The following is a 25311-nucleotide window of genomic DNA, read 5'->3' on the forward strand; positions in this document are numbered from 1 at the left end:
ATAGAAATAACTGTATGACGCAGTGGTTGATTGGTATCTTCGTTCGCTTATTAAGCTCCGAAGATACCTAATGAGGGAAACAAAGTTTCCTTTATCCACAACCTTCAACAGTCTCCCAGACTGTTGAAGCTATACGGGGGTGGGAAAACGAACTCTTTTTAACTAGTCGGAGTTCTTTCCCACTCCCTTCTTTTTAGCTCAATTCTGCAATGATTTCTTTCAATTGGGCTTTCGTATGAACTCCAGCCACTTGTTTGACAACTTGTCCATCTTTTTTAAATAGAAGAGTTGGGATCGACATGATACCGAATTGACGTGCTGTATTTGGATTTTCATCTACATCCATCTTACAGATTTTCAAATCATCTTCATGTACTTCTTCTGCCAACTGATCCAAGATCGGAGCTTGCATGCGGCATGGACCACACCAAGTTGCCCAAAAGTCAATCAGGACAAGGCCTTGGCTGGTTTCTTGTTCAAAAGTTGCATCTGTGATTACGTGTGCCATATTTCCTCCTTTTTCAGTAGTGACTACTGATTCTGCATTTCTACTTTTATTTTACACTAAAAGATGCCATTTTAGAAATATTTGCTACGGGGACTCCTTAGGCATCTTCTCTCTTTTTGCGCCAAAAGATGAGGCTAGAAGCTGTTAGACTGATCATACCTAAGAGACCCAGAGCATGGTCTTTGCTGCCTGTTTGAGGAAGGGTATGGTCTACCTGCTCTCCTCCTACTGCAGGAGTCACTTCTTGAGGATCTTCTACAAATCCTTGTGAAACAAATTGAGGTCCATAAGATACAGCTAGTGTAAGATGAGATTGCTCTTGTCTTGCTGATCCTGTTTGCATCTGTTCATCTTTTTCAGGAAGAGTTTGGCTTGGTTGGACAAGGTGTTCTGGAGTTGGAAGCGTATATTCTTCCTTGTAGTGTACTTCTGGAGCGACTAGAGCAGTTCCTTCTATTTCTGGCAATTTCGCATAGTCAGTATCTGTTGCACTTGGTACATAGGATGCCTTTTGAGCGCGGGTCTTTTCGACAATTGGAATCGCCGCCTGGATAGAGTCTGTCTTGAAGGTCACTTCATATGGGTGCTCCACCGTTAAATCTGATGGGTCATAGGTGTTAAAGACTAGAGCTAACTTGTGACCTTTCTTAACCGTATAGAGATTTGGTTGGAGATAAACTGTATAATCATGGTATTCCCCAACTTTTGGCTCAATACTTGCGCGAGAGCTTGCTGAATCGTAGCCAGACTCAGGGTTCGCAAGGTTGATCCAGCCTTTTGCGATCACCTTGTACTTGGTCTTGATGGTTTCGTATTCGGCAACAGATAGGTTGCTTAAATTGCTTCCCATCCAGAAAGCGTCTGCTGTTTTATCTGGCTTGACGCTACCATTTCCTACCACGTCAAAGTCCTCATCTGCCACATCTACCAAGAGGGCGTTGATTTGGAAATTCTTTCCTTGACCCTTGGCAAGAGCTGCCTTGAAATGAACAGGGATGTGGCCCTTGATCGTAGTGTCCTCAGTAACATCAGAAACGAAGGTCAGATTGGCCTTAGAGGAGGCTTTGCTGACAGTTTCATTACGGTTAGCGATCTCAACACCTGCAGCCGCATAATCACTAGAAATGGTTTCTTCTAGACGTTTCGAGCTTGCATTCAAGAAGAGACGTTGACTGCTCTTCCAGTTATCATAGCTGGTCCACTTGCTTGGATCATAGTTGTTTTGAGCTAGGACCGCTGGCAAGCTTTCGACGTGATTGTCCACTCCGTAGAGGTAATGGGTCAGCCAGGTATTGAGCAGGTCATAAAAGTCCTGACCATTGGCGGTGATGCCGTATCCCCGTGACATAGCCGCTGGATAGACGTGATCTCCTTGGTGAAGATAGAGCTTGACATCTTGGCCTGCTTTCTTGAGGGCATCGTACATGAGTTCAAAGTGTTTGGTCTTGACATTGTCATCATTCAAGCCATGGACGATCAGGGCGCTGGTCTTGAGATTTTCCGGATGAAGGGTATAATCCCGCTCCTTCCAGACATCACTGTAGTTACGATCATGGGCGTACTGGTCCTTGTTCAATTGGTTGATGTAGTTGGAATAGTTTTGCCAAATCCCTGCCCAATCGTCTTGATCCAGCATCCGCGTGCTAACGTAGAGGGAGAGCCATGAAAGGTCACTATAAGGTGCATTGCCAAATTGGGTCCCTTGGCTATTGAAATAATCATACCAAGAAGCAATCCCTGCTGCTGGAACGATGGTCTTTAGGCCTTCTACGCCTGTCGCTGCCACACCAAATGTTGTGGTGCCAGCCCAGGATAGACCGGTCATTGCGACATTGCCACTTGCCCAGTCTGCCTTTATTTCGATATTGCTGGTCTTATCGGTGTAGGCTTTGCGTTTGCCATTGACCCATTCGATGATATTCTTGAAGGCATTGATTTCGAGGTCAGACCCTGTCGTGTTAAATCCTTCTGATCCCTTGGTCCCAAGTCCAGCACTCGAGATAAAGGCATAGCCTCTGACCAAGAAATAGTCGTACCAGTTGAGATCTTCGTAGTCATAGATATACTCGTAGGGACTGTAGTAGTACCAATCCGATGCTTTGGCTTTTTTCGCTGCTTCTACTGTTGTCTCACTGCTTACTGGCTGTCTCTTTGCAGGTTGGCTGTGCAGTTTCTTCATGTCGTAGCTACCATCTGTCGGAAGCCCCAGACTTTCAAGGGTCACGTAGTTTTCGTCTAGTGTTCCTGCTACGTAAGGACGCGCTTCCAGAATGGTCGCCGCCTTAAAGTCACCTTGCGCGACTGCCTTTGGTAATTGAACAATGGCTTTGACCAAGTCTGGCTTGCCATCTGCATCGGTGTCGTAGTCCGTTTCGACATAGACTGGGAAGCGGACAATTTGGCTGTCCTCATATTTGTAGTCTTCATCTGCTTTTTCTCCCGTCATATAAGGGAAAATAGGCTGAGCACGACCATTTAAAAAGAGAGGGCTTTTCTTTTCAGCCCGGTAAGCATCATAGAGTTTCTTAGCTGTTTCGTACATCTTGGCCAATTCTGGCTGACTGACCTTACGAGTCAGATCTTCTGATCTTTCAATCAAACCTAAACTCTTGGCAAAGCGTTCCCGATCTGCTTGGCTTTGGCCAAATTGGCTTGGATCCGTTGCTGCCCATTGAAGCAAGCCATTAACAGCATCTTGCACTGTCAACTCTTTAGAGGTCTGATCCGCTGCAAGGGTCGAACCTGTGACTTTTGCCAAATCCTGACTTGTTGCCAGTGCTTCTGAAGTAGGAGTGGATTGAGGTGCAGCTTCCCTGTTTGTTGCCTCTGGAGTTACTACTGGGACCGTAGGCTCACTTTGTCTTGTGTGTTCTTCTGTAGCAGGGTTTGCTTGATTGGCAACTGCTGTCCGATCCAGCGATGCATCATTCAAGTTTGCTGCTTCTTCACTAGTGACAGTACTTGCGTCACTTGTTGTCGGTCTTGCTTCAGTAGATGGAGCATGGACCACTTCTGTCGATGGGGCTAACTCTTCCGTTTGCTCGTCTGCTGCTGCTACTTGATGCAAGACCATCGGTGCGATCAGTAAGCTCGATGCGACAATGGAAACCATTGTTTTCTTTTTCATGTCAATCTCCTCACTTTTTGTAATCAACACTCCTATTATACTATGTAAGCGTTTTTATATCAAACAGATGTTCATCTGATCCAAAAAAAACCGAGGCATCAGCCTCGGTTATCGATCCTTATTTGACGTGTTTCTTAAGATCTTCTTGTGCTTTTTTGTTTGACTCTGCTTGTTCTTTTTGCCATTTTTCAAGGGCTTTGTTGTAGTCAGCAGTTGTCACAGCTTTATCTTGGAGTTTCATCCCTTTGTAGATCACGTGGTCTTTTCCTTTACCACCAGTCCATGCAAATGGAGCTGAGAATGGTTCGATACGTGTCAAGAATGGACGTCCAGTTGATGAAGAAGTTGGCATAACAAGGGCACTATCTGTCAACCAAGCTTGCGCTGCCGCATATTTTTCATAGCGTTTGTTGACGTCTTGTGTTTCTGCACCAGCATCTTTAATCATCTTTTCAAAGTCGTACAGACCAACTTTTTTAGCTGCTTCATTGTTTTCACTTGGGTCAAATCCAAGGAAAGTCTTAGTATTTTCACCAGATGAAGCTTTCAAGATATCCATGTAAGTTGATGGGTCTTGGTAGTCAGGGCTCCATCCAACATTATCAGAGAGATCCCAATCTTCGCCAGCCGCATTTGGTGCAAAGAGGGTCACATTTTGAAGGTCTTCCTTCGAAAGCATTTGGATATCGATGACGATATTTTCTTTACCAAGTGCTTCTTCAACTGATTGTTTGAAGGATTGTACCCGTTGAACTCTTGATGGTGTGGTTTGGTCTACAGGCATATCGATGTGAATTGGGAATTTCACACCTTCTGCTTCCAAGGCAGTCTTCGCTTTTGCAAACTCTTCCTTCGCTTTCTTAGCATCGAAGAGACCATTTTGACCATCGTCTAGTTTAGTAGATTTCCACTCATCTCCGTAGGTATCCAATTGAGTTTTCACCATTTCACCAAAGGTCTTGCCATTAGCTTGGACAAATGTTGGTGGAATGTAGAGGTTACGGATGATCTTGCTTGCTCCGTCTTTTCCGTTCAATTGAGCAGCATACGCTTCACGGTTGAAGGCAAAGCTGATCGCTTGACGGAAGTCCTTGTTCAAGAGAGCTTTCTTAGTAGATTGTTTTTCTTCATCGGTCTTCTTAGCTGTGTGTTTGTAAGATTGACGGTCGATGTTGGTACCAATAACATAAGAAGCAGCATCTTGAGGAGTGTAGGTGATTTCGTCTTTGAATTCTTTGGCTTGCTCTGAGTAACCAGATCCAGTTGGGAAGAGTTTGGCCAAGCTAAGAGCATTTTCACCGAATGATTTAGCCAATTTACTTTGGTCTTGTCCATCGTAGAATTCCAATTTCACATCTGAGATGTAGACCTTGTCTTTATCCCAGTAGTTTTCATTCTTGGTCATTTCGATAGAAGATTTTGAAGTAAAGCTCTTCAAGATGTAAGGACCATTGTAAAGAAGGGAGCTAGTATCACTTGCTTGAGCGAATTTATCCCCTTTTGATTTCACGAATTTTTCGTTGACAGGGAAAGTGATCCCAAGAGTCAATTTAGAGTTCCAGTAAGATTCTGGTTGGTTCAAAGTGATTTGAAGGGTATGATCATCAACTGCTTTTACTCCTACAGCTGAGAAATCTTTATTTTTACCACTGACGTAGTCATTCAAGCCTTTGATAGAATCTTGGATGATGTAGAGCATTTCTGATTTGTTATCAGCCGCATATTTAATCCCTGTGACGAAATCTTTAGCTGTTACATCCGCATACTCTTCGCCTTCTGAATCATACCATTTAGCATCGTCACGAAGTTTATAAGTATAAGTCAAGCCATCTTGCGAAACTGTCCAATCTTTTGCAAGAGATGGAATCAAGTTCCCGTATTTATCATTTTCAAACAAACCATCAATCAAGTTTCCAGTGATATCGTGGGTTGCTGCTTTACCAGATGTGATATAGTTTAGGTTTTCTGGCTCAGTCTCATAAACATATGAGAATTTTTGACCGTTGCTTGAGCTAGATGATTTAGAACCACCCGAACAAGCTGCTAGGATACCTGCTGAAAGGAGGGCAACTCCCGCAAGTGCAATGACATTTCTTTTTTTCATGTAAAACTCCTTAAGAAATTTTAAGTTTATTTTAAGATTATACCACAAAGATTTTCAGAAGAAAAGGAATTTTCAGAAAATTTTAGTTTATAAAAAACTACTCCGGAGAGTAGTTCCAATTTTTAATCTACTAAGTCGCTCTTGAGGTAGGCATCGACCATGCGCTCTGTTGCGACTACAGAATCCAAGTGAGTCCGCTCATATGAGTGGCTAGATTCGATACCTGCTCCGAGGAGGGCATGTTTGACTTCTGCTCCTGCGCTCATGGCTGCAGAGGCATCTGATCCATAGAAAGGATAGATATCCAACTTATAAGGGATTTCTTGAGCTTTTGCCAAGGCTACCAAATGCTGACGGAATTCGTAGTGATACGGTCCAGAAGCGTCTTTGACACAGATGGATACCGTGTATTCATCCGTCGCTTGGTCATCTCCCATAGCCCCCATGTCCACTGCCAAGTATTCGACCACTTCAGCCGGAATACTGGAATTAGCCCCATGCCCCACTTCTTCAAAGACTGAAAAGGCAAAGGTGGTCGTTACTGGCAATTGGATCTGCTCTTCCTTGTACACGCGCAGAAGATTCAAGAGAATCGCCGCACTCACCTTGTCATCTAAGTGACGAGATTTAATAAAGCCAGTATCTGTCACAATGGTCCGGGGATCAAAGCTGACAAAATCACCCACTTCAATACCAAGGGCACGGGTTTTTTTCTCATTGGTCACTTTTTCATCCAGACGGACTTCCATATTGTCCTGGGTCCGCTCGACAGTCCCCGCCTCCTTGTAGACGTGGCAAGAAGTCTGATGGACCAAAATCGTACCCGAATGGGTCTTTCCGGTATTAGCCACATGGACCGTACAATTTTCCCCTTCAATCATATTCCAAGGGAAACCACCGATACGGTCCAGCTTGAGGCGGCCATCTGCTTTCACAGCGCGGACAATAGCCCCCAAGGTATCCACATGGGCTGTGACGTAGCGTTGCTTGTCTGTGATCACACCAGGAATGGTCACATTCACGCCACCCTTAGCAGTCCGAGTTACTTCGTACCCAAAGCCTTCAATGGTTTTGACCAAATAGTCTGCGATCTCACGTGTAAAACCGGTCGGTGAAGGAATGGCTGTCAATTCCTGTAAATAAGTCACTGTCTGATTCATAATGCCTCCAAATATGTTTTTCTTTATTCTAGCATGAAATAGTTGGAATAGCTAGAGGAGAGGTTACAGAGTGGAGTTTTTCAACTCTTCCCGTACTTGCATTAGGAGAAAGCCAGAGTTCTATTTATATTTTCAACACATTTTGGGAGAGATTCATCTAGTGCACCTAAAATAAAAAAAGAAACTTGTCCACAACTAACGGTGTCTAAACAAGTTCCACGCAGGCTATTTCAATGGTGATACATAATTATCAGGATAAAATATGATGTAATTTTTGACAATATCTGTTAGACTATCTTCAGTTATGTTTCTCCACTTATGGAGATAGAAGGTTTCAGACTTGAGAACAGAGTGAAACCATTCGATACAGCCATTATCTGCTATTTCGCCTCTTTTCTGAGAATTCTTACACTCCTGTTTCCAGCGATAAAGGTGGAGCGTTTGACGCCGAAACATTCTAAAATAATAGATACAGCGCACGTTTTCTTATACTCTTCTACTAGCTTGATAAGACTTACTTTGTCGATTCTCTTATCAAGCTCTGATACTTTTTTAGTAATTCTACCTGCAAACGTAACTGTTCCACTTCAGATAACTGTTTCATCCCATTACCATAAGTATATTGTTTCCCCACGGGTTGGTGGAAACGGTACAATTCATCATTCTGATACCATCGCAACCAGTTCTTGGCCTGACTAGCATTTTTGATACTGAGGGTATCCATGATAACTTTATTTGATTTGCCTGCCTTCTTCATTTCGATACAGGCTAACTTAGTTTCTACCGAATATGCTTTTTTGACCATAACAAAACACTCCTGTTTCTAGTTTACCAGATTTCAACAGGAGTGTTTTCTTGTGTCTCATTTTATGGGTGCAGTGCCGACCCTAGGGATTCTTTCGTTCTCATATATACGTCATTAGTATAGGCTAATTTGATTTAAATTCCAAGAGAAATAACATTTTACATAAAAATCAGTGGGTATTTTACAATTTTTCCATATAATATAGCTAAAAAACAACTGGTTTTAAGAATTCTTATCTGAAACATTCGGAAATTCCCCTTAACCGTAGCGGAAAGTTGTTTTCTTCTCCTATTTATAATAGACTATCACTAACATTAGATGAAAAGGTGACTCTATGACTATAAATCAACTGCTTCAAAAGCTGGAGCCTACTAGCCCTATCCTTCAAGCTAACTTTGGAATTGAACGCGAAAGTCTTCGTGTCGATAGACAGGGAAAATTAGCACATACGCCTCACCCTTCCTGCCTAGGAGCTCGAAGTTTCCACCCTTATATTCAAACAGATTTTTGTGAGTTTCAGATGGAACTCATCACACCAGTTGCTAAATCTACCACTGAGGCTCGTCGATTTCTTGGAGCCATTACCGATGTAGCTGGACGTTCCATCAGTAAAGATGAACTTCTCTGGCCCTTGTCCATGCCTCCTCGTATCAACGCCCAAGAAATCCAAGTTGCCCAACTGGAAAATGAATTTGAACGCTATTATCGTAACTACCTGGCCGAAAAATACGGAACTAAACTACAAGCTATCTCAGGTATCCACTATAATATGGAACTAGGGAAAGATTTGGTTGAAGCCCTATTCCAAGAAAGTGACCAGATTGATATAATTGCTTTCAAAAACGCCCTCTATCTTAAGCTGGCTCAGAACTATTTGCGCTATCGTTGGGTGATTACCTATCTCTTTGGTGCTGCACCTGTTGCTGAGCAAGGCTTCTTCGACCAAGAAGTGCCAGAACTCGTGCGTTCCTTCCGAAACAGCGACCATGGTTATGTCAATAAGGAAGAAATACAAGTATCTTTTGCAAGCCTAGAAGACTATGTCTCTGCCATCGAAAACTATATCGAACAAGGTGATTTGATTGCGGAAAAGGAATTTTACTCGGCTGTTCGTTTCCGTGGACAAAAGGTTAATCGCTCCTTCCTTGACAAGGGAATCACCTACCTAGAATTCCGTAACTTCGACCTCAACCCCTTTGAGCGTATCGGTATTAGCCAAACTACCATGGATACCGTACACCTACTCCTTCTAGCCTTCCTCTGGCTGGATGCCCCTGAAAATGTTGATCAGGCTCTGGCTCAAGGTCACGCGCTGAATGAAAAAATTGCCCTCTCTCATCCTTTAGAACCTCTACCTTCTGAAGCTGAAACTCAGAACATTACGACAGCTCTAGACCAACTGGTGCAACATTTTGGGCTTGGTGACTATCATCAAGGTCTGGTCAAACAAGTTAAAGATGCCTTTGCAGATTCCAGTCAGACACTAGCTGCTCAACTTCTTCCTCATATCAAAGACAAGTCCCTTTCTGACTTTGCCCTTGACAAGGCGCTTGCCTATCATGATTACGACTGGACTGCCCACTATGCCCTTAAGGGTTATGAGGAGATGGAACTTTCTACCCAGATGCTGCTCTTTGATGCCATTCAAAAAGGGCTTCATTTTGAAATCCTAGATGAGCAGGATCAATTCCTTAAACTCTGGCATAAAGATCATGTTGAGTACGTCAAAAATGGTAACATGACCTCAAAAGACAACTATGTAGTTCCTCTTGCCATGGCTAATAAAACCGTGACCAAAAAAATCCTGGCTGATGCTGGCTTCCCTGTCCCTGCCGGCGACGAATTTACCAGTCTAGAACAAGGTCTAGCCTACTATCCTCTTATCAAGGGCAAGCAAATTGTGGTTAAACCAAAATCAACCAACTTCGGGCTGGGCATTTCCATTTTCCAAGAGCCTGCCAGCCTTGATAACTATAAGAAAGCTCTCGAGATTGCCTTTGCAGAAGATACAGCTGTTCTTGTTGAAGAATTTATCCCAGGAACCGAATACCGTTTCTTCATTCTGGACGGGCGTTGTGAGTCTGTCCTCCTTCGTGTCGCTGCTAATGTTGTCGGTGATGGCAAACACACCATTCGTGAATTAGTCGCTCAGAAAAATGCCAATCCATTGCGAGGCCGTGACCACCGCTCACCTCTGGAAATCATTAAGCTAGGAGACATCGAACAATTGATGTTGACTCAGCAAGGTTATGCACCTGATGATATTCTCCCAGAAGGGAAAAAGGTCAATCTCCGCCGTAACTCCAACATCTCTACGGGTGGTGACTCTATTGATGTCACTGAGACAATAGATTCCTCTTACCAAGAATTGGCAGCAGCTATGGCAACTAGCATGGGGGCCTGGGCTTGCGGGGTTGACCTCATCATTCCAGATAAAACTCAGCCTGCTAGCAAGGAAAAACCTCATTGCACTTGTATCGAGCTCAACTTCAATCCCGCTATGTATATTCACACCTATTGTGCTGAAGGTCCTGGACAAGCTATCACTCCAAAAATCCTAGACAAGCTTTTTCCAGAAGTTGCCACAAGTCAAACCTAAAACCTCATTCTTAGGAACAAACAAATCACCTTTATCTCGATGATATGATACCTCTTAAGTAGACAAGGTAAATACCTAAAATCTACGACTCTTTGTCAACTGTAGTGGGTTGAAGAAAAGCTAAGCTCGAGAAAGGACAAATTTCGTCCTTTCTTTTTTGATATTCAGAGCGATGAAAATTCGCTTCTTGAAGTTTTCAAAGTTCCGAAAACCAAAGGCGTTGCGTTTGATAAGTTTGATGAGATTATTAGTCGCTTCCAATTTTGCGTTGGAATAGGATAACTGAAGGGCATTGATGATTTTCCCTTTGTCCTTTAGAAATGTTTTAAAGACAGTCTGAAAAAGAGAATGAACCTTCTTTATATTGTCTTCAATGAGTCCAAAAAATTTCTCTGGTTCCTTATTCTGAAAGTGAAAAAGCAAGAGCTGATAGAGATTATAGTGGTATTTCAAGTCTTCTGAATAGCTCAAAAGCTTGTCTAGGATTTCTTTATTGCCTAAATTGTCAAATTAAGTTAGACTTTTCAAGTAACTCAGAAAAACTTGGTAGGGTGATTGAAATAGTTCTAATGGTAATTCATAGACTACCCTCTGTTCAGCTATTCCCCCTTCATCTGTAACAAAAAAATATTTCTCATGATGTCGCCAAATATGTTGTCCATAACCTTTTATTTCCTCAAACTTACTAACTTCTTCCCAGCCTAGTTTACTATATTTCATGAACATTATCCGCTCTTTGTATTAATATTTGGTGATCATCAATACTGATAGGGCACAAAAATTTTGTCTGTAATAATTCTTTAAATAATTGTATCTCTATACTTTTATCATAACATATTCTTAGGTTCATTATCTAATCAATTAATCTATTGTCCATCAATTTTCTTTTTTTAACTCTTTCTCTAATTGTTTTAAGACTACTAAAATTTCGCTTTTATAATCCATAGTTTCATCTATAAATCTTCTTGCTAAACTAAAAAAATTAATGTCACCGATATTTTCTCCTCTTCTTATACACTTAGTTAAGTTATATATATCCTGTATAATTCCCGGGTATAACTTTTGACTTGGATATTCTAAGTCAATTAAATCTTGTAATTTGTCTGTATATTTCATATATTTATTTTTCATAGTTCAAAACATCAACTTGGTACAATTCCTATATTCACTATCCAGTCTAATGGCCATTGATTTGGTAATAATGGAATTCTGTCAATATTTTGGACACATTTTCGGAGCGATTCATTTAGTCCACTTAAAGTAAAAACAGGAACTTGCTTACAACTAATAGTGTATAAACAAATTCCTTACAAGCTATTTCAATGGTGATACATAATCATCTGGAAGTTTACCTCTCCAGTCAATCCACATTTGCTCAGCAATCGGAATTAATCTTTTTAGCTCTTCCTGAGTAAATAATTCTCTAGTTTCAGGTATATCAATTAATGATGTGGGACTCTCTTCTATGAAACGTTTCTCACTAGCCCTCTTTTCTTCTTCCGTCGGTGGCCAAGAATCATGCTTAATCTTCCAAGATATTTCGAGTAGTGATCTCTCTCCACTATCTAATAGAGAGAATAATTCTTGGGGTAAATCATAGACTGCTAACCAAGAAGCCACAGTTCCCTCTTCTAAAACTAAATAATATTTGTCCTCATTTTTCCAGATTGACTTCCCGTATCCTTCTACTTCTTCAAACTGGATAACATCTTCCCATTCTAATTTACTATGTTCCATGTATGCTCTCCGCTCTTTGTACTAATATCTTTCATTACACATTCAGGAATATCTCCTGTTGATCATTGTAACTATCTAGTTGACTGTTATACCAAACCCAGACTGTTAAATGGAATAACTAGAGGAGAGATCTTACAGGATAGAGTTTTTCAACTCTTCCCGCACTTGCATTAAGAGAAGGCCTAGTTTGTTCTTCCCAGTGCCATCTCCCCCATCAGCCCAGTAGGCGTCGTTTCGCGTATGTTCGATGATGTTGGCATCTCCTGTCGCCAGCAATTCCCTTACGATTTCTGGATTTTGGCTAAATTTCATCCGAAGAGCCTGGAGCATTACCTCATCTTTGACCTCTTCCCAATCTGATCTCAAGGGATTTTGACGATTGCGTCCCTCCAAAGCAGCATCCATTGGAGATGCTATCTGACGAATTTTCTCTTGAATTTGGGGTACTAAAAACTTTTGTGCTTGAAAATAATGCTCTGATGTTGGCCAGATTCTGCTACCATCTGAAAAAGGGTAGGGAGCAAAATTGGACATAAAACCATACTCATCATTTACTTTATAAAATTTAATTTCTTTCACCTTTATCCTCGATTCCAAAATCTCCCAATGATTTTTGCTTTTCTTTTAATAACTGTGTCACATAATCAGGCTCTACCTTGAGGAATAGCTTCAAGGTATCATGAATTCGCCAATAATTATCCTCAGGTTTGTCCATAATAGTTGAAAGGAAGTGTTTCAGGTATGGGATGTATTCCGTATAATGTTCCTCGCTAACCAGTCGATATATTTTTGAAATATCATAATATCCAGTCTCAGCCTGTTCGATGATTTTACAAACATAAGGATAAATTCCCCCTCTAGCTATCTTCTCTTCGCCCAAATCATACCGGCTCGCCCAATAATTTACGATATCATATAGAAAAATCCGATTGGTATCATCATAACCATACAGACGATGCGAAATCATCCCTTCTAATTGCCCTTGACTGAACATCTGAGTCAAGACATCAAAGCCTTCTCTAATTCCCCAAATGGTCAACAATCGAGAGGCTTGATAACGTAAATAGTCATCATCACTGTCCAATAATGAAGTCAACTTTTGAATCGTTTCTTCAGGAACATCCTCTAGATCAACATCTTCCAATATATCAGCATAATCAACCCCTTCAGGGACTTTATAAAATAAATTTTCAAATTCTTTATTGTTCATCACTTCTCCATTATTTAAAACTCCGAGCCGTCACTCAAAAACTTACAATAATTACCCAAATATTTAACAAACCGGAGTATCAATATCTTAGATCATCAATCGAGTTCTAATTTTAATGACTTTACATAATTCGATAATATCAGCAAAGGTTACCGTTCCAATAAATAATTAGCAATAATCATTGTTAATTCAGCAATAGTCTCGTTTGTCTGTTTTCTTATTTCAATATCATTATTCCAATAGTAAATGTCAGATAATCCCCCATGTGGTGGAAAAAGGGCTTGATAAATTGTCAATTTATCTCTTAAACTCATTTCTTTATTAGTATTTACATATTCTTTCAAAATATGTAGCTCATCTACTTGTGGACCAATATTTTTAATATTATATTTGTCAATGATAGACAACAAATGATCGATCGCTTCTAAAAAAGTCTCTTTCATACTACTGTTCATCATTAGAAAAACCTCATTAACTAATGCTATTTTTTCATACTACAGTTAAGTTAAATTTCTTTAAACTCACTTTTGTTTAAATCCTATTCTACCAAAATATGCCCATGAATTCATACCAAAACAAAAAAAAGAGCAGCAAACTGAGCTGCTCTCCATTTGGTTTATTTTTCGACCATTCCGCCCTTGATAAGACTGTCTTTCGTTACTGAATAACTGACTGTTTTGTCATCTAGGGGATTAAAGCCTGGGACGATTTCTTTTAATTTATTAAAATCGATTTTTGTGTAATCAATGGTATTGCGGATATAAAAGATTCCGTCTTTGTATTCTGATGTTAGTTCAAATCCATGGCCCATCAGATCTTTGAATTTTTCTTGGCTCTTGGCCACGGCTTCTTTCATGGTTTCAAGAGGGTTCTCACCAGGCACTTTTGAGACGTCGTAATCATCAACTTTTTCTTGTAATAACAAGGTATCTCCCTTGTAATACAAGGTGATAGTTGACTTACCTGCTTCATCACTCGTTTCGAGAACGGTTTTTTGTGCACCTGCTAGTGCATCTTCTTTTTTGCTTTCATCAGTTGATGACTCTTTTGTCTTTTCTTTAGCGGATGATTTGCTTGTTGCTTTACTGGTCGCCTTAGTAGACGATGGACTAGTAGATTTTGTACTCTCTTTTTGTGCGCAACCAGCTAAAAGAAGACCTGCTGTCAAGAAGACGGCTAACATTTTTGTGGTTTTATTCATTTTGAATACCTCACTTTTTATGATGGTTAAGGAAATGACTGACGTTTGAAACGAGTCATTTAGCAAGATCAACTGTCATTTTAAATGTTATTAGAAAAGTCTCAAAAATGATGTCCGCAGTCCCTCCTTATCGATCATTGTAGCCATCTGGGTGGCTGGAATGCCAAGCCCAGGCTGTTTGGATAATGGTTTCGATATTGTCAAATTTAGGTTGCCAACCGAGGATGGCACGCGCCTTCTCAGAGGATGCGATCAGGGTATCTGGATCTCCTGGTCTGCGATCGGCCAGCTCAAGTGGGATCGGATGTCCTGTCACCTTGCGGGCTGCTTCAACGATTTGAAGATTGGAGAATCCTGTCGATGAGCCCAGATTAAAGGCAGTGGATGGGTTGCCATTTCGGAGATATTCCACTGCTAAAAGATGGGCATCTGCCAAGTCAAATGGATGGACGTAGTCCCGAACATTGGTGCCATCTGGTGTCTGGTAGTCATCTCCAAAAATAGAGATCTTCTCGCGTTTGCCTTGGGCCACTTGCAAGACGATTGGCAGGAGATGGGTCTCTGGTCCATGGTCTTCTCCGATGGATCCATCTGGCTTAGCACCTGCTACATTAAAGTAACGAAGGGGCACATACTTGATCCCGTAGGCTTGATCAGCCCAGCGCATAATGGTTTCCATCATGAGCTTGCTTTCCCCGTATGGATTGATTGGTTTTTGTGGAGTGGTTTCAAGAATCGGAATTTCTTCTGGAATGCCGTAAGTGGCAGCAGTTGAAGAAAAGACGATGTAGTGCCCCCCACATTCATGCATGACTTCCAAGAGTTTGACCATGCCTGCTGTATTGTTGTCAAAATATTTTAATGGATCTGCCATGGACTCAGCGACCAGTGAATAGGCCGCAAAGTGGATGACCGCATCGATATCTGCGTGTTCTTTAAACACAGTGCGCATAAAGTCTTTGTCCGCCAGGTCTCCTTGGTAAAAGACGGCATCTGGATGCACCGCTGCACGGTGGCCTGTGACCAGACTATCGACCACGACGACTTTTTCCTGTCCTTCATTGACCAAACGGTCCACCATGTGGGAACCGATGTAACCAGCTCCTCCGAGTACGAGTATTGCCATTTGTTTTCCTTTCGCTTCTTATCTTCTATCTTATTGTACCAAATTTCTGCCGCTTCTCCACACTTAAAGTGTCACAACAAAGCGCCTAAAGGCAGCTTGTCCTTCTGCCGTTCGCTTGTAGACTCCAGCATCTTCCAGCACGCGCGCAAAGATCTGGCCAACCGATTCACGGACAAGGGCTTCTGCCTCTGCTCCATCTGTGATGGCTGGGTTAGTGGCTTTCAAATCATCTGCCCAAGGCTGGTGGTAGGTTGCCACTGTACTCTCACGTCCAATCAAATAGTCTTGAACCTGCTTGAGCTCTTCCTTGAGGCGAGGTGGCAAAATGGCCAAGCCCATGACTTCGATCAGGCCGATATTTTCTTTTTTGATGTGTTGCACATCCGCATGTGGGTGATAAATGCCATCGGGATGCTCTGGTGAGGTTTGGTTGTCACGGAGCACCAAGTCCAATTCATAATGCCCATCACGAATCCGTGCAATGGGGGTAATGGTATGGTGGGGCTGACCGTCGGATGCCGCTAAGACCTGAACAGCTGGATCCGAGTAGCCTCGCCAGGCTGTTAGGATATGGTCTGCCAGGGCAATCAATTGCGCCTTGTCATCTGAATTCAAACGAAGAACTGACATGGGCCAGTTGACAATTCCTACCGATACAGCCTCAAATCCCTTAATGGTAAAGCTTTCCTCCACAGGAGCCAGCTCCATAGGGAAGGTGTGGCGTCCGCCTTGGTAATGGTCATGAGTCAGGATGGATCCCCCTACAATGGGCAGGTCTGCATTGGAGCCCGCAAAATAGCCTGGAAAAGTCTCGACAATGGTCAAGAGTCGCTCAAAGGTCTTGCGACTAATGGCCATGGGAACATGCTGGCTATCGAGGAAAATGCAGTGTTCATTGAAGTAGGCATAAGGGGAATACTGAAAGCCCCAGTCATGACCGTCCATGTCAAAACGGATAATCCGATGATTGGCCCGGGCTGGATGGTCTAGGCGACCTTGATAGCCTTCATTTTCAAAGCACAATTGGCAGGCTGGATAATGACTGGCTTTGGCAAGCTTGGCCGCTGCAATGTCTTTAGGATCTTTTTCAGGTTTTGACAGATTGATGGTGATTTCAAGAGAACCGTAGGGAGTTTGTGTCTCAAAGGCAATATTTTGCGCAATGGCTTTGACCTTGATGTAATCATTGCGCTTAGAGAGGGCATAGAAATCCGCAATCGCGTCTTCCTTGGACTGACGGTAGGTCTCCCAAAAGCGATGGTTGACTTGACTAGGACTAGGGGTGATCCAATCCATCAACTCCGCACCCAAACTGTCTTTTGCGGCCATACTATCCTGGATCTTGCTATTTGCAACAGCGATCTCTACCAGCTGATCTTTAAGTGCGATCAACTCTTCTTTTTGGACTGGTCCGTCTAGCCCTTCTTCTCCAACGCGACTCATGATGCGATTTTTTAGATAAATCCGATCCATCTCTTCGTAGTCACTCGCCGCTATGACGGCTGTGACAAATGCATCCAAAATTCCCTGATTCATTGATTCTCCTTCTTACGTTTTAAATAGTCTCTGACAGCATCCAAATCCTGGAAAACTTGTTCTGCTTTAGTTAAGAAAGACTGTGCTGGTACTTTTAAATCTGGAACACATATGACTGGGATTCCAGCCCGATAGGCTGCTTCAATCCCTGCCTCACTATCCTCTAGTACTAAGCAATTCTCTGGTAAAGCATTCAAATCACTACAAGCCTTTAAAAATATATCTGGGTAAGGTTTACTTCGTTTGACATCTTTTGCAAAAACTAGATGATCAAATAGGGACAGGATCCCATTGCTATCCAAGATCATTCTAGCCCGAGATTCAACACTTGAAGTTGCTAAGGCGATTGGAATGCCCTCTGTTTTCAAAAAAGTAAGTAAATTCTTAGCACCTTTTTTTAAATGAACACCTTGGGCTAAGATTTTAGCTTCCAGTTCATAGACTTTAGCCAAGGTTTGGTCAAAGTTCCAAGGTAAATCATAGGTATCCAAAAACCGTTGAACATTCTCCTCTTCCCTATGTCCACTGTAGTCTCTAGAATAAGTTTCTTCTGTGAAAGGAATTCCAAAATCTCTAAGCAATTCTTGATAAACTTTTAGAGAAATGATTTCAGTATCGGCTAATAAGCCATCTAAATCAAATATTACAGCTTCCATTATTATCACCTAGTCTAAAACTCGTGTCCCTGCCGCAACTTCTGCAATATAAAAGCTAGGCGCATAACCAACGACTTCTTCATAGCGTTTGCCGACAGCTTCTTTAAATGCTTCAACCTTATCTTTGTTTACGAGGGCAATGGCACAACCACCAAAGCCTGCTCCAGTCATACGAGCACCCAAGACGCCTTCTTGTTCCCAGGCTGTATGCACCAAGGTATCTAATTCTAGACCAGTCACTTCGTAGTCATGCTCCAAGGATACGTGGGAAGCATTCATGAGACGGCCAAAGCCTTCCAAATCACCTGCTTCAAGTGCCTTACGAGCTTGGAGGGTCCGTTGGTTTTCAAGTACAGCATGACGAGCCCGTTTGATGCGATTTTCATCCTTGATCAAGTAGCTGTAGGCATCAAAAGACCAGAGATCCAATTCCCCTAAGGTTTGGATATCCAATTTTTCTTGGAGTTCAGAGACGGCGGTTTCACATTCTGAACGACGTTCATTGTATTTTGAATCCGCTAATTCCCGGCGTTTGTTGGTATTCATGATGACTACGACATTGTCTTTGAGGTCCAGCGGTACCAAATCATACTCTAGGGTGTTGGTATCGAGATAAATAGCCCGTTGGTCGGCTCCCATACCGATGGCAAATTGGTCCATGATCCCAGAGTTGACTCCGATGAAGTGATTTTCAGTTTGTTTGCCGATCTTGACCAGATCTAGACGATCTAACTGAAGATCATATAGTTTCTCAGCGATAACGCCAATCAAGAGCTCAAGCGAAGCTGAAGAAGAAAGACCGGATCCATTTGGAATATTGCCGTAGACATAGACGTCCATTCCGCTATCAATAACATGACCCGCTTCTTGCAAGAAATGGAGCACGCCTTTTGGATAGTTGGTCCAGTTGTGCTCTTTTTCAAAGTGGAGATTATCCAGTGGGACTTCAATGATCCCCTTGTCTTCAAAGTTTCCTGAGAAGAAACGCAAGACCTTATCCTCACGCTTTCTTGCCGCTCCGTAGGTACCAAGTGTGATAGCCGCTGGGAAGACATGGCCACCATTATAGTCAGTATGTTCACCAATCAGATTAATCCGTCCTGGTGAGAAGAAAGTGTGGTCAGCCTTTTCCCCAAAGACAGCCTGGAATTTTGCTTGTAAATCTTGAGATGTGATTGTTGTCGTCATGAGAAACTCCTTTAGTTTTGTAAACGTTTTTATACTTGTATTATATCTGATCAGAAGTAAAAGTTCAAGTGTTTTTAGTAAAATTTTATTTAATTTTTATTTTATATTTAAAAAGCCTACAATATAGGTTTTAAACCATATTTTATTTCCAACTAAATTGGTATCGTTCGAGTTAATATTAGTAAAACTTTACTAAAAAATCTCAATTGGGAAATCACCCAATTGAGATTCTTAATTCATTAGTTTTTCTTTCTTGGATAGACAAAAGATCCAAGGAAGGTTAAGAGGCTGACACCCATAAGGGAGAGGAGGTTCCCTGTTTGACCGGTTTTTGGCAATACCGATGATGCAGGACTGGCTGAAACACTTGCAGGAACCTGAGCAGTGTCATGTGATACAGAAACCGGAGTGACTTGTGGACCATCAAGAGGGCTCACCTTTTCTTGCTTGCTAACAAGAACCTGTGTTCCAGTGTGACCAACCTCTACTGGTTGTGTCTGATGGGTTGGATCTTGAACTGGTGAAGTTGGATCTTGGGTTTCTGGTGTTGGCAATGGTGCAGGTGCTGGATAGAAGAGACCATGACCAATACGGTAGGCGTACTCTGTTTCCGACATTTTTCCGTCTACAATTTTTGGAATATCAACCGGTAAGGTACCTAGATGTTCTTTGCCATTGAAGATGACTTCCACTCCTGCAGGAATATTAGGACCAAATGCATTGTCTGGTTTGAGGGATTCCGTTGGATCCATTCCCTTATTTCCATAGACTGCCAAAATGGCTTTGGCTGCTGGATAGTTGGCTACATCATAAGGTTTAGAGATAGAAAGGACAGCTGCCTTCTTATGGTTGGTATTGGCATAATTGACGATCTCTGTTGGGATCTTGGTCCGCCAGAAATCTTTATCCAGTTGCCCTTCATAACCGATCTCTGAAATGACTACGATGTGAGTCGCTTTTTCAAGATCTTCTTTTAGACTATCCAGAGTAGATTCTTTAGTGAAGTTCTTGGCCACAAAGGAGGTGTCTTTTGGAAGCACTCCGTCAGCAATTAAGCGACGCATACCCAAATCGAGTCCAGGAACTTCGTTTTCAAAAGCTCCTAAGAGTAAGACATGGTCCCCTGTTTGCACCTTAAATGGCAAGGTATTGTCTTCATTTTTTACAACCGTCACCGCTGCTGCTGCAATCTTACGTTCCAAGTCACGGTTGAGACTAGATCCGACTGCTTCTTCTGCTTTTTCAGCTGTCCGAGCACTTGGATCAAAATTTAGGACCCCACGTTTTTCTTTGAGAGTCAGGATCCGACGAACCGACTCATTTAAGCGCTCTTCTGAAATGTCACCGGTTTTCACGGCATCTACCACTGCATCGACAATGGTATCAATCTTGCTCAAATCGGCTTTACTGCGAAGGGTCGTTGGCATCAAGACTAGGTCAACTCCTGCTTTGATGGCCATTTTCACAGCTTCCACCTCACCGAAGTTCTTGGCAATGGCATCCATTCCCATGGCATCGGAGACAATCACGCCCTTATAGCCGTATTTCTTCCTTACCAAGCCCGTTAAAATATCATCTGAAAGTGTCGCTGGAACATAGATTTTCTCACCCGTTTCTTTTGACACAACCTGATCTTTTTCAATCTGTGGGTATTGGATATGGGCTGTCATCAAGAGGTCTACCCCTTCATCCATAGCTTTTTTGAATGGAAGGAGCTCCAATTTTTCAAGTTCGGCAAGAGATTTATCCACCAATGGGAGACCTGTATGGGAATCGACCGCTGTATCCCCGTGGCCTGGGAAGTGCTTGGCCGCTACAGCGACATTGTAGTCTTGAATCCCTTTCATCATTGGAATTCCTAAGTAAGCAACCCGGTTTGGATCAGATGAGAAAGAACGTAGACCAATGACAGGGTTTTGTGGATTGTTATTGGTATCCAATACAGGTGCGAAATCAACATTCAAACCAAGAGCAGAAAGTTCTCGACCAATAATTTGTCCAGCTTCGGTCGCTAACTTGGGATCATTGGTCGCTCCGATGGCCATATTGCCCGGAAGGGCTGTCCCTGTGCCCAAGCGGTAGACAATGCCCCCTTCTTGGTCGATGGCTAACAAGAGAGGAATCTTCCCGTTATTGGCCTTGTTTTCAATCGCTGCCTTTTGCATATCTTGGGTCAGAGCTAGGGTCTGCTTGGTTTCTTTGACGTTTTCAGCAAAAAGAATGACGCCTCCAAAATCATATTTATCAATCGCATCTGCTACTTCAGCATTGACCTTGGTGAGATCCTGTGGCGACTCCTGACCTGCCTCCTGCCACTTACGGAAGTCCGGCATGATCATTTGCGTAACCTTTTGCTTGAGAGGCATATCTTCAAGCAGTTTTTCCACTTGGGGAGAGGCCGTCTCCGTTGTTGTTTCCGTTGGGGAGGTTGTAGGGGTTACTGCACGGTCTGTTGAAGTTGGCGTTTCGGCCACTTCTCCCTGATTTTCTGTGGTGGTTTCTGGCGTTGGAGAAGCCACCACCTCTTCTACTGTTGCTGCCGGTTCATTGGCTTGATCCGACGCTTGAGCTGTGTCTGCTTTTGCTGTTTGGACGGACAATAGAGCAAAAGCCGCTAATAGGGCCGCAGATGGATACATGATTTTTTTCATAAAGCGACCTCCTTTCTTTCAATAGATATTGTACCATTGTTTTATAGTTTTGTAAACGGTTGCAATATCTGAAATAAAAAATAGGATAAGCGATTTTTCACTTATCCTTTCGTTCATTCATATTTTTTTAAAACTCAATGTCTTGACCATTTTCTGTCACTTGGTAAGTCCCGTCAGCAAGATTGATTCGGGCTACTGCTGTGGCGGTCTGGTCTTTGTTTTGGCGCGTGATGACAATGGTATGTTCATCTGGTGTTTCCACTTCAATGCTTCCTTCTAGGTCAAAAGCTTGCGAGTTGTTCCGGAAACTAAAGAGCTTGAGAAGGGATTTCACAACTGGACGCTCTACTTCTTGAGCAATTTCTTCATTGCTGTAGTAATGACGGTTGATATTGCGGCCTTCTTTGGTGTTTTCTAAGAGTTCCAAATCATTCTTCCCAGCTAGGAATCCAACATAATACACTTGTGGAATACCTGGCGCAAATGCTTGAATCAAGCGGGCTAGGAAGTACTTGCTATCGTCATCTCCAAGCGCTGAATAGTAGGTCGAATTGATTTGGTAGATGTCCAAGTTGTTATACTCTGCTGTTGAATATTTGCGTTTCACATTTGCTCCTACCTTGTAGAGCTCATTTGATGCATAGTCAATTTCTTCATCTGTCAAGATATCCTTGACATCAACCACCCCAATCCCGTCATGGGTATCGAGTGTCGTGAATTGCTTCATCGGACTCATCTTCAACCACTTAGCAAGGCGCTCCACTTTTGAGCTATAGAGGGTATAGAGGGTCACCATTGGAAGGGCAAAGTCATAGACATAATAGTCGTGATCGGCAATCTTAAATTGAATGGAATAGTGCTCATGAATCTCTGGAAGAAGCTCAGCACCGTAGCCTGCTGCCATATCGCGCACCTTATCCAACAAATCCCAAATGTCTGGCTCAACGAAGAAATCATTGGTGTCCAATTTCTTCACCGCATAGGCAAAGGCGTCCAAACGAATGAGGTCACAGCCATTGCTTGCCAGGTGTTCGATAGTCTTGCGAATAAAGTCCATGGTCACTTCCTTGGTCACGTCCAGGTCAATCTGCTCTTCCCCGAAGGTATTCCAGAGATGCTCAGTTGTCCCATCCGCAAAGGTAATTTCTTGCTTGGGAGCTCGATCTTTGCGCTTATAAATCAAGTCTACGTCTGCTTGAGTAGGACGATTCTCCGGCCAGAACTTGTCCCAGTTGAGAAAGAGATCCTTGTAAGCACTTTGGTCATGCTTCGCTTGATAATCTTTGTAGTATTTAGACTGACGGGAAATGTGATTGATCATAAAGTCAAACATGAGATAATACTTGTCCCCCAGGCGTTTAACATCTTCCCAATCCCCAAAGGCTGGATCCACTTGATCATAGTCTACAGGCGCAAATCCACGGTCACCAGTTGATGGGAAAAATGGCAAGAGGTGTACTCCACCTACTGCATCTCCAAAGTGCTTCTCCAGATTTTCATAGAGATCCTTAAGGTTATTTCCTAAGCTATCTGAGTAAGTAATTAACATGGTTTTATTTTGAATTGGCATAATGGTTTCCTTTTCTTTTTTGAAAGCCAAGTCTTAGGAGACCTGGCTTTCTTGAGTTTTTCTATTTTAGAATTGCTTCCTAGGATACGATTGAAATCAGCAAGCTGAATCGTCCCTTTGTGTACAGAATTGAACACGGGACTAATTTCTTAGGAAAAAAGATAAATCTCCTTGTGTGCAAGCACACTACGTCGATTTCCTATATTTCCACAGCCGTTACTACTTCAGTAGTCTACGGATGTGGATGCCCTAGGGTACTACAGAAATTTTCAGCAAGCTGAATCGTCCCTTTGTTTCTAGAATTGAACACACCCTAAGCTCTGTGTGAAAAAGATGAATCCTCCAAGAAGCCAAGGCTTCTTATTCAGATTCCCTATTTTCACTGTGAGCTTTTAACGGGCTTTGTATCTTATTATTTCACTGCGCCGTTGCTCATTCCTGCGATGATATGGCGTTGGAAGAAGAGATAGACAATGGTGATACTGATAATGCCGACAACGTATGAGGCAAAGCTTGGTCCGTAGTCGTTGAAATATTGGCCTGCGTAGTTGTATTGGAACAATGGCAGAGTCCACATTTTGGAATCCCGGTTCAAGACAAGGAGTGGCAACATGAAATCATTCCAGAACCAAAGGGCATTGATGATCATGGTTGTTGCATGCATGGGTTTCATCATTGGGAAGATGATGCGGAAATAGGTTGTAAATTTATTAGCCCCATCGATCTCTGCTGCTTCATCCAGACTTTCTGGGATCGAGATTTTGATATAGCCCACATAGAGGAAGAGGGTCTGTGGAATCGCATAGGTCAAGTAGAGCAAGATCAAACCAAAGGTATTAGCCAAACCGAGTTTACTCATCATAACCGTAATCGGAATCATGATGACTTGGAAAGGTACGAAGATTCCGAGGATTAAGAGGGTATACATGATAGTAAAGGCTTTTCTTTTACTCATATTGCGAGCGATGGAGTAGGCCGCCATGGGGATAAAGATCATTACTGCAAGTAAAGACAAGACAGTGATGACGACAGAGTTCCAGTAATAGCCTCCGATTCCATCAGCCAAGAGTCGACTAAAATTGTCCAATGTGAAATTCGTCGGGAATCCAAAGAAATTGTCTACGATATCCTTGGTGGGTTTGAAGGAACTAAAGAGGGTGGCAAGGAGTGGCACTAAAATCAGAACCGATCCTAGAATCAATAGAATGTATTTGCCAATCAAGGCTTTTCTTTCATCTTGTTTCATCGTGCTTCTCCTCTTAAATTTCAAATTTCTTAGATACTCTCAATTGGATGATTGAAATCACTACAATCAAGAAGAACAAGATTACGGCAATGGCATTGGCATAACCGAATTGGTTGTTTTTAAAGGCATAGTTATAAACCAAGAGCCCAAGTGAGGTTGTGGCATTGTTTGGACCACCACCAGTCATGGCAAAGACTTGGTCAAAGGCGGTTAGCCCACCTTTTAGGGCTAGGATAAAGACCATAGAGACACTTGGTAGCAAGTAAGGCAATTCAATATTCCAGAAGACTTGCTTGCTAGTCGCGCCATCGATCTTCGCAGCTTCTGTAATCTCAGTTGGGATGGATTGCAGACCTGCTAGGAAGATAATGATAGGCATAGCCACCCCTTGCCATAGAAGGACAAAGACAGCCGCAAAGATTGCTCCCCACTTAGTCCCTAAAAGACTGGTTTGGAGGAACTCAATATGAAGGGCATTCCCAATCGCTGGAAGACCGTAGTTGAAGACTTGCTTGAAGATCAAAGCTACTGTCAAACCAGACAAAACAGCTGGGAAGAAGAACCATGCACGGAAGAAGGTCTGACCTTTGATTTTAGAGTTCAAGACACGCGCAATGAAGATCCCAAGGGCAATCTCACCAACCACCATGGCAATGGTGATGATCGCGGTAAATCCAATCGCATTCATGAATTTTGGATCCATGAAGAGGAGTTTAAAGTTGTTTAAGCCGACAAACTTGTAGTTATACGTCAAACCTGTCCAGTTGGTAAAACTGTAAAAGGCTCCTTGGAACATCGGCACATAGAAGAAAATTGCTTGTAACAAGAGGGGAATGACCACAAAAGCCCATGCCCAATATTTTTGTAATACTTTTTTCATAGTCTCT

20 protein-coding genes and 2 pseudogenes are annotated in these 25311 nt (G+C 42.4%); 1 reads left to right on the forward strand and 21 read right to left on the reverse strand.

Annotation, left to right across the window (positions count from 1 at the left end):
• Positions 1 to 193: 193 nt before the first annotated feature.
• The 5 genes and pseudogenes from trxA to HMPREF2704_RS10320 form a co-directional block, all read right to left on the reverse strand.
• A complete protein-coding gene (gene trxA / locus HMPREF2704_RS10300; RefSeq protein ID WP_003002728.1) occupies positions 194 to 508 on the reverse strand; it encodes a thioredoxin in 315 nt (104 codons plus the stop codon).
• A gap of 97 nt (positions 509 to 605) precedes the next feature.
• Entirely contained in the window at positions 606 to 3635 is a 3030-nt protein-coding gene (locus HMPREF2704_RS10305; protein ID WP_070846564.1) for a CocE/NonD family hydrolase, read from the reverse strand.
• A 118-nt stretch (positions 3636 to 3753) separates the two neighbouring features.
• Positions 3754 to 5739 (reverse strand): peptide ABC transporter substrate-binding protein, encoded by a 1986-nt coding sequence (locus HMPREF2704_RS10310; protein WP_023918412.1) that lies wholly within the window; start codon positions 5737 to 5739, stop codon positions 3754 to 3756.
• A 122-nt stretch (positions 5740 to 5861) separates the two neighbouring features.
• Complete coding sequence (locus tag HMPREF2704_RS10315) at positions 5862 to 6899, reverse strand: M42 family metallopeptidase (protein ID WP_070846565.1); 1038 nt, start codon at positions 6897 to 6899, stop codon at positions 5862 to 5864.
• Between the two features lie 550 nt (positions 6900 to 7449).
• Positions 7450 to 7704 (reverse strand): annotated as a pseudogene (locus HMPREF2704_RS10320) (IS3 family transposase); the annotation flags it as partial.
• A 334-nt stretch (positions 7705 to 8038) separates the two neighbouring features.
• Here HMPREF2704_RS10320 and gshAB point away from each other — a divergent pair.
• A complete protein-coding gene (gene gshAB / locus HMPREF2704_RS10325; protein WP_061590736.1) occupies positions 8039 to 10303 on the forward strand; it encodes a bifunctional glutamate--cysteine ligase GshA/glutathione synthetase GshB in 2265 nt (754 codons plus the stop codon).
• A 120-nt stretch (positions 10304 to 10423) separates the two neighbouring features.
• Here the strand turns inward: gshAB and HMPREF2704_RS10330 are convergent.
• The 16 genes and pseudogenes from HMPREF2704_RS10330 to HMPREF2704_RS10405 all read right to left on the reverse strand — a co-directional run.
• A pseudogene (locus HMPREF2704_RS10330) lies at positions 10424 to 10807 on the reverse strand (transposase); the annotation flags it as partial.
• A 6-nt stretch (positions 10808 to 10813) separates the two neighbouring features.
• The gene (locus HMPREF2704_RS10335) at positions 10814 to 11023 is read right to left on the reverse strand and encodes a hypothetical protein (protein ID WP_031573799.1); all 210 of its coding nucleotides are present in this window, start codon (positions 11021 to 11023) and stop codon (positions 10814 to 10816) included.
• A 156-nt stretch (positions 11024 to 11179) separates the two neighbouring features.
• Entirely contained in the window at positions 11180 to 11419 is a 240-nt protein-coding gene (locus HMPREF2704_RS10340; protein WP_141754482.1) for a hypothetical protein, read from the reverse strand.
• A gap of 198 nt (positions 11420 to 11617) precedes the next feature.
• The gene (locus HMPREF2704_RS10345; protein WP_049506594.1) at positions 11618 to 12040 is read right to left on the reverse strand and encodes a hypothetical protein; all 423 of its coding nucleotides are present in this window, start codon (positions 12038 to 12040) and stop codon (positions 11618 to 11620) included.
• Positions 12041 to 12172: 132 nt separating this feature from the next.
• Positions 12173 to 12619: an NADAR family protein gene (locus tag HMPREF2704_RS10350; RefSeq protein WP_061590737.1), complete on the reverse strand. Its 447-nt coding sequence runs from the start codon at positions 12617 to 12619 to the stop codon at positions 12173 to 12175.
• The gene (locus HMPREF2704_RS10355) at positions 12606 to 13250 is read right to left on the reverse strand and encodes a hypothetical protein (protein ID WP_070846567.1); all 645 of its coding nucleotides are present in this window, start codon (positions 13248 to 13250) and stop codon (positions 12606 to 12608) included. The genes HMPREF2704_RS10350 and HMPREF2704_RS10355 overlap by 14 nt, the downstream gene beginning before the upstream one ends.
• Positions 13251 to 13399: 149 nt before the next feature.
• Entirely contained in the window at positions 13400 to 13708 is a 309-nt protein-coding gene (locus tag HMPREF2704_RS10360) for an ABC transporter (protein WP_081103057.1), read from the reverse strand.
• A gap of 158 nt (positions 13709 to 13866) precedes the next feature.
• Positions 13867 to 14451: a DUF1307 domain-containing protein gene (locus HMPREF2704_RS10365; protein ID WP_003007820.1), complete on the reverse strand. Its 585-nt coding sequence runs from the start codon at positions 14449 to 14451 to the stop codon at positions 13867 to 13869.
• 127 nt (positions 14452 to 14578) lie between these two features.
• Positions 14579 to 15577, reverse strand: a complete 999-nt coding sequence (gene galE / locus HMPREF2704_RS10370) for a UDP-glucose 4-epimerase GalE (RefSeq protein ID WP_070675716.1) — start codon at positions 15575 to 15577, stop codon at positions 14579 to 14581.
• Positions 15578 to 15640: 63 nt separating this feature from the next.
• Positions 15641 to 17113 carry a UDP-glucose--hexose-1-phosphate uridylyltransferase gene (gene galT, locus HMPREF2704_RS10375; protein ID WP_070846568.1) on the reverse strand — a complete coding sequence of 491 codons (1473 nt, stop codon included), beginning with the start codon at positions 17111 to 17113 and terminating at the stop codon, positions 15641 to 15643.
• Positions 17110 to 17769, reverse strand: a complete 660-nt coding sequence (locus HMPREF2704_RS10380) for an HAD family hydrolase (protein WP_070675721.1) — start codon at positions 17767 to 17769, stop codon at positions 17110 to 17112. The genes galT and HMPREF2704_RS10380 overlap by 4 nt, the downstream gene beginning before the upstream one ends.
• Before the next feature lie 9 nt (positions 17770 to 17778).
• The gene (locus tag HMPREF2704_RS10385) at positions 17779 to 18957 is read right to left on the reverse strand and encodes a galactokinase (RefSeq protein ID WP_371106655.1); all 1179 of its coding nucleotides are present in this window, start codon (positions 18955 to 18957) and stop codon (positions 17779 to 17781) included.
• 239 nt (positions 18958 to 19196) lie between these two features.
• Positions 19197 to 21608 carry a glycoside hydrolase family 3 N-terminal domain-containing protein gene (locus HMPREF2704_RS10390; protein WP_070846569.1) on the reverse strand — a complete coding sequence of 804 codons (2412 nt, stop codon included), beginning with the start codon at positions 21606 to 21608 and terminating at the stop codon, positions 19197 to 19199.
• 127 nt (positions 21609 to 21735) lie between these two features.
• Positions 21736 to 23178, reverse strand: coding sequence for a sucrose phosphorylase (gene gtfA, locus HMPREF2704_RS10395; protein WP_070846570.1), 1443 nt, complete (start codon positions 23176 to 23178; stop codon positions 21736 to 21738).
• A gap of 412 nt (positions 23179 to 23590) precedes the next feature.
• Positions 23591 to 24424, reverse strand: a complete 834-nt coding sequence (locus HMPREF2704_RS10400; protein ID WP_031573763.1) for a carbohydrate ABC transporter permease — start codon at positions 24422 to 24424, stop codon at positions 23591 to 23593.
• Positions 24425 to 24437: 13 nt separating this feature from the next.
• The gene (locus HMPREF2704_RS10405) at positions 24438 to 25304 is read right to left on the reverse strand and encodes a carbohydrate ABC transporter permease (RefSeq protein ID WP_049523549.1); all 867 of its coding nucleotides are present in this window, start codon (positions 25302 to 25304) and stop codon (positions 24438 to 24440) included.
• Positions 25305 to 25311 lie beyond the last annotated feature (7 nt).

The sequence above is a fragment of the Streptococcus sp. HMSC076C09 genome (assembly GCF_001837905.1).
Lineage (GTDB): Bacteria > Bacillota > Bacilli > Lactobacillales > Streptococcaceae > Streptococcus > Streptococcus parasanguinis_I.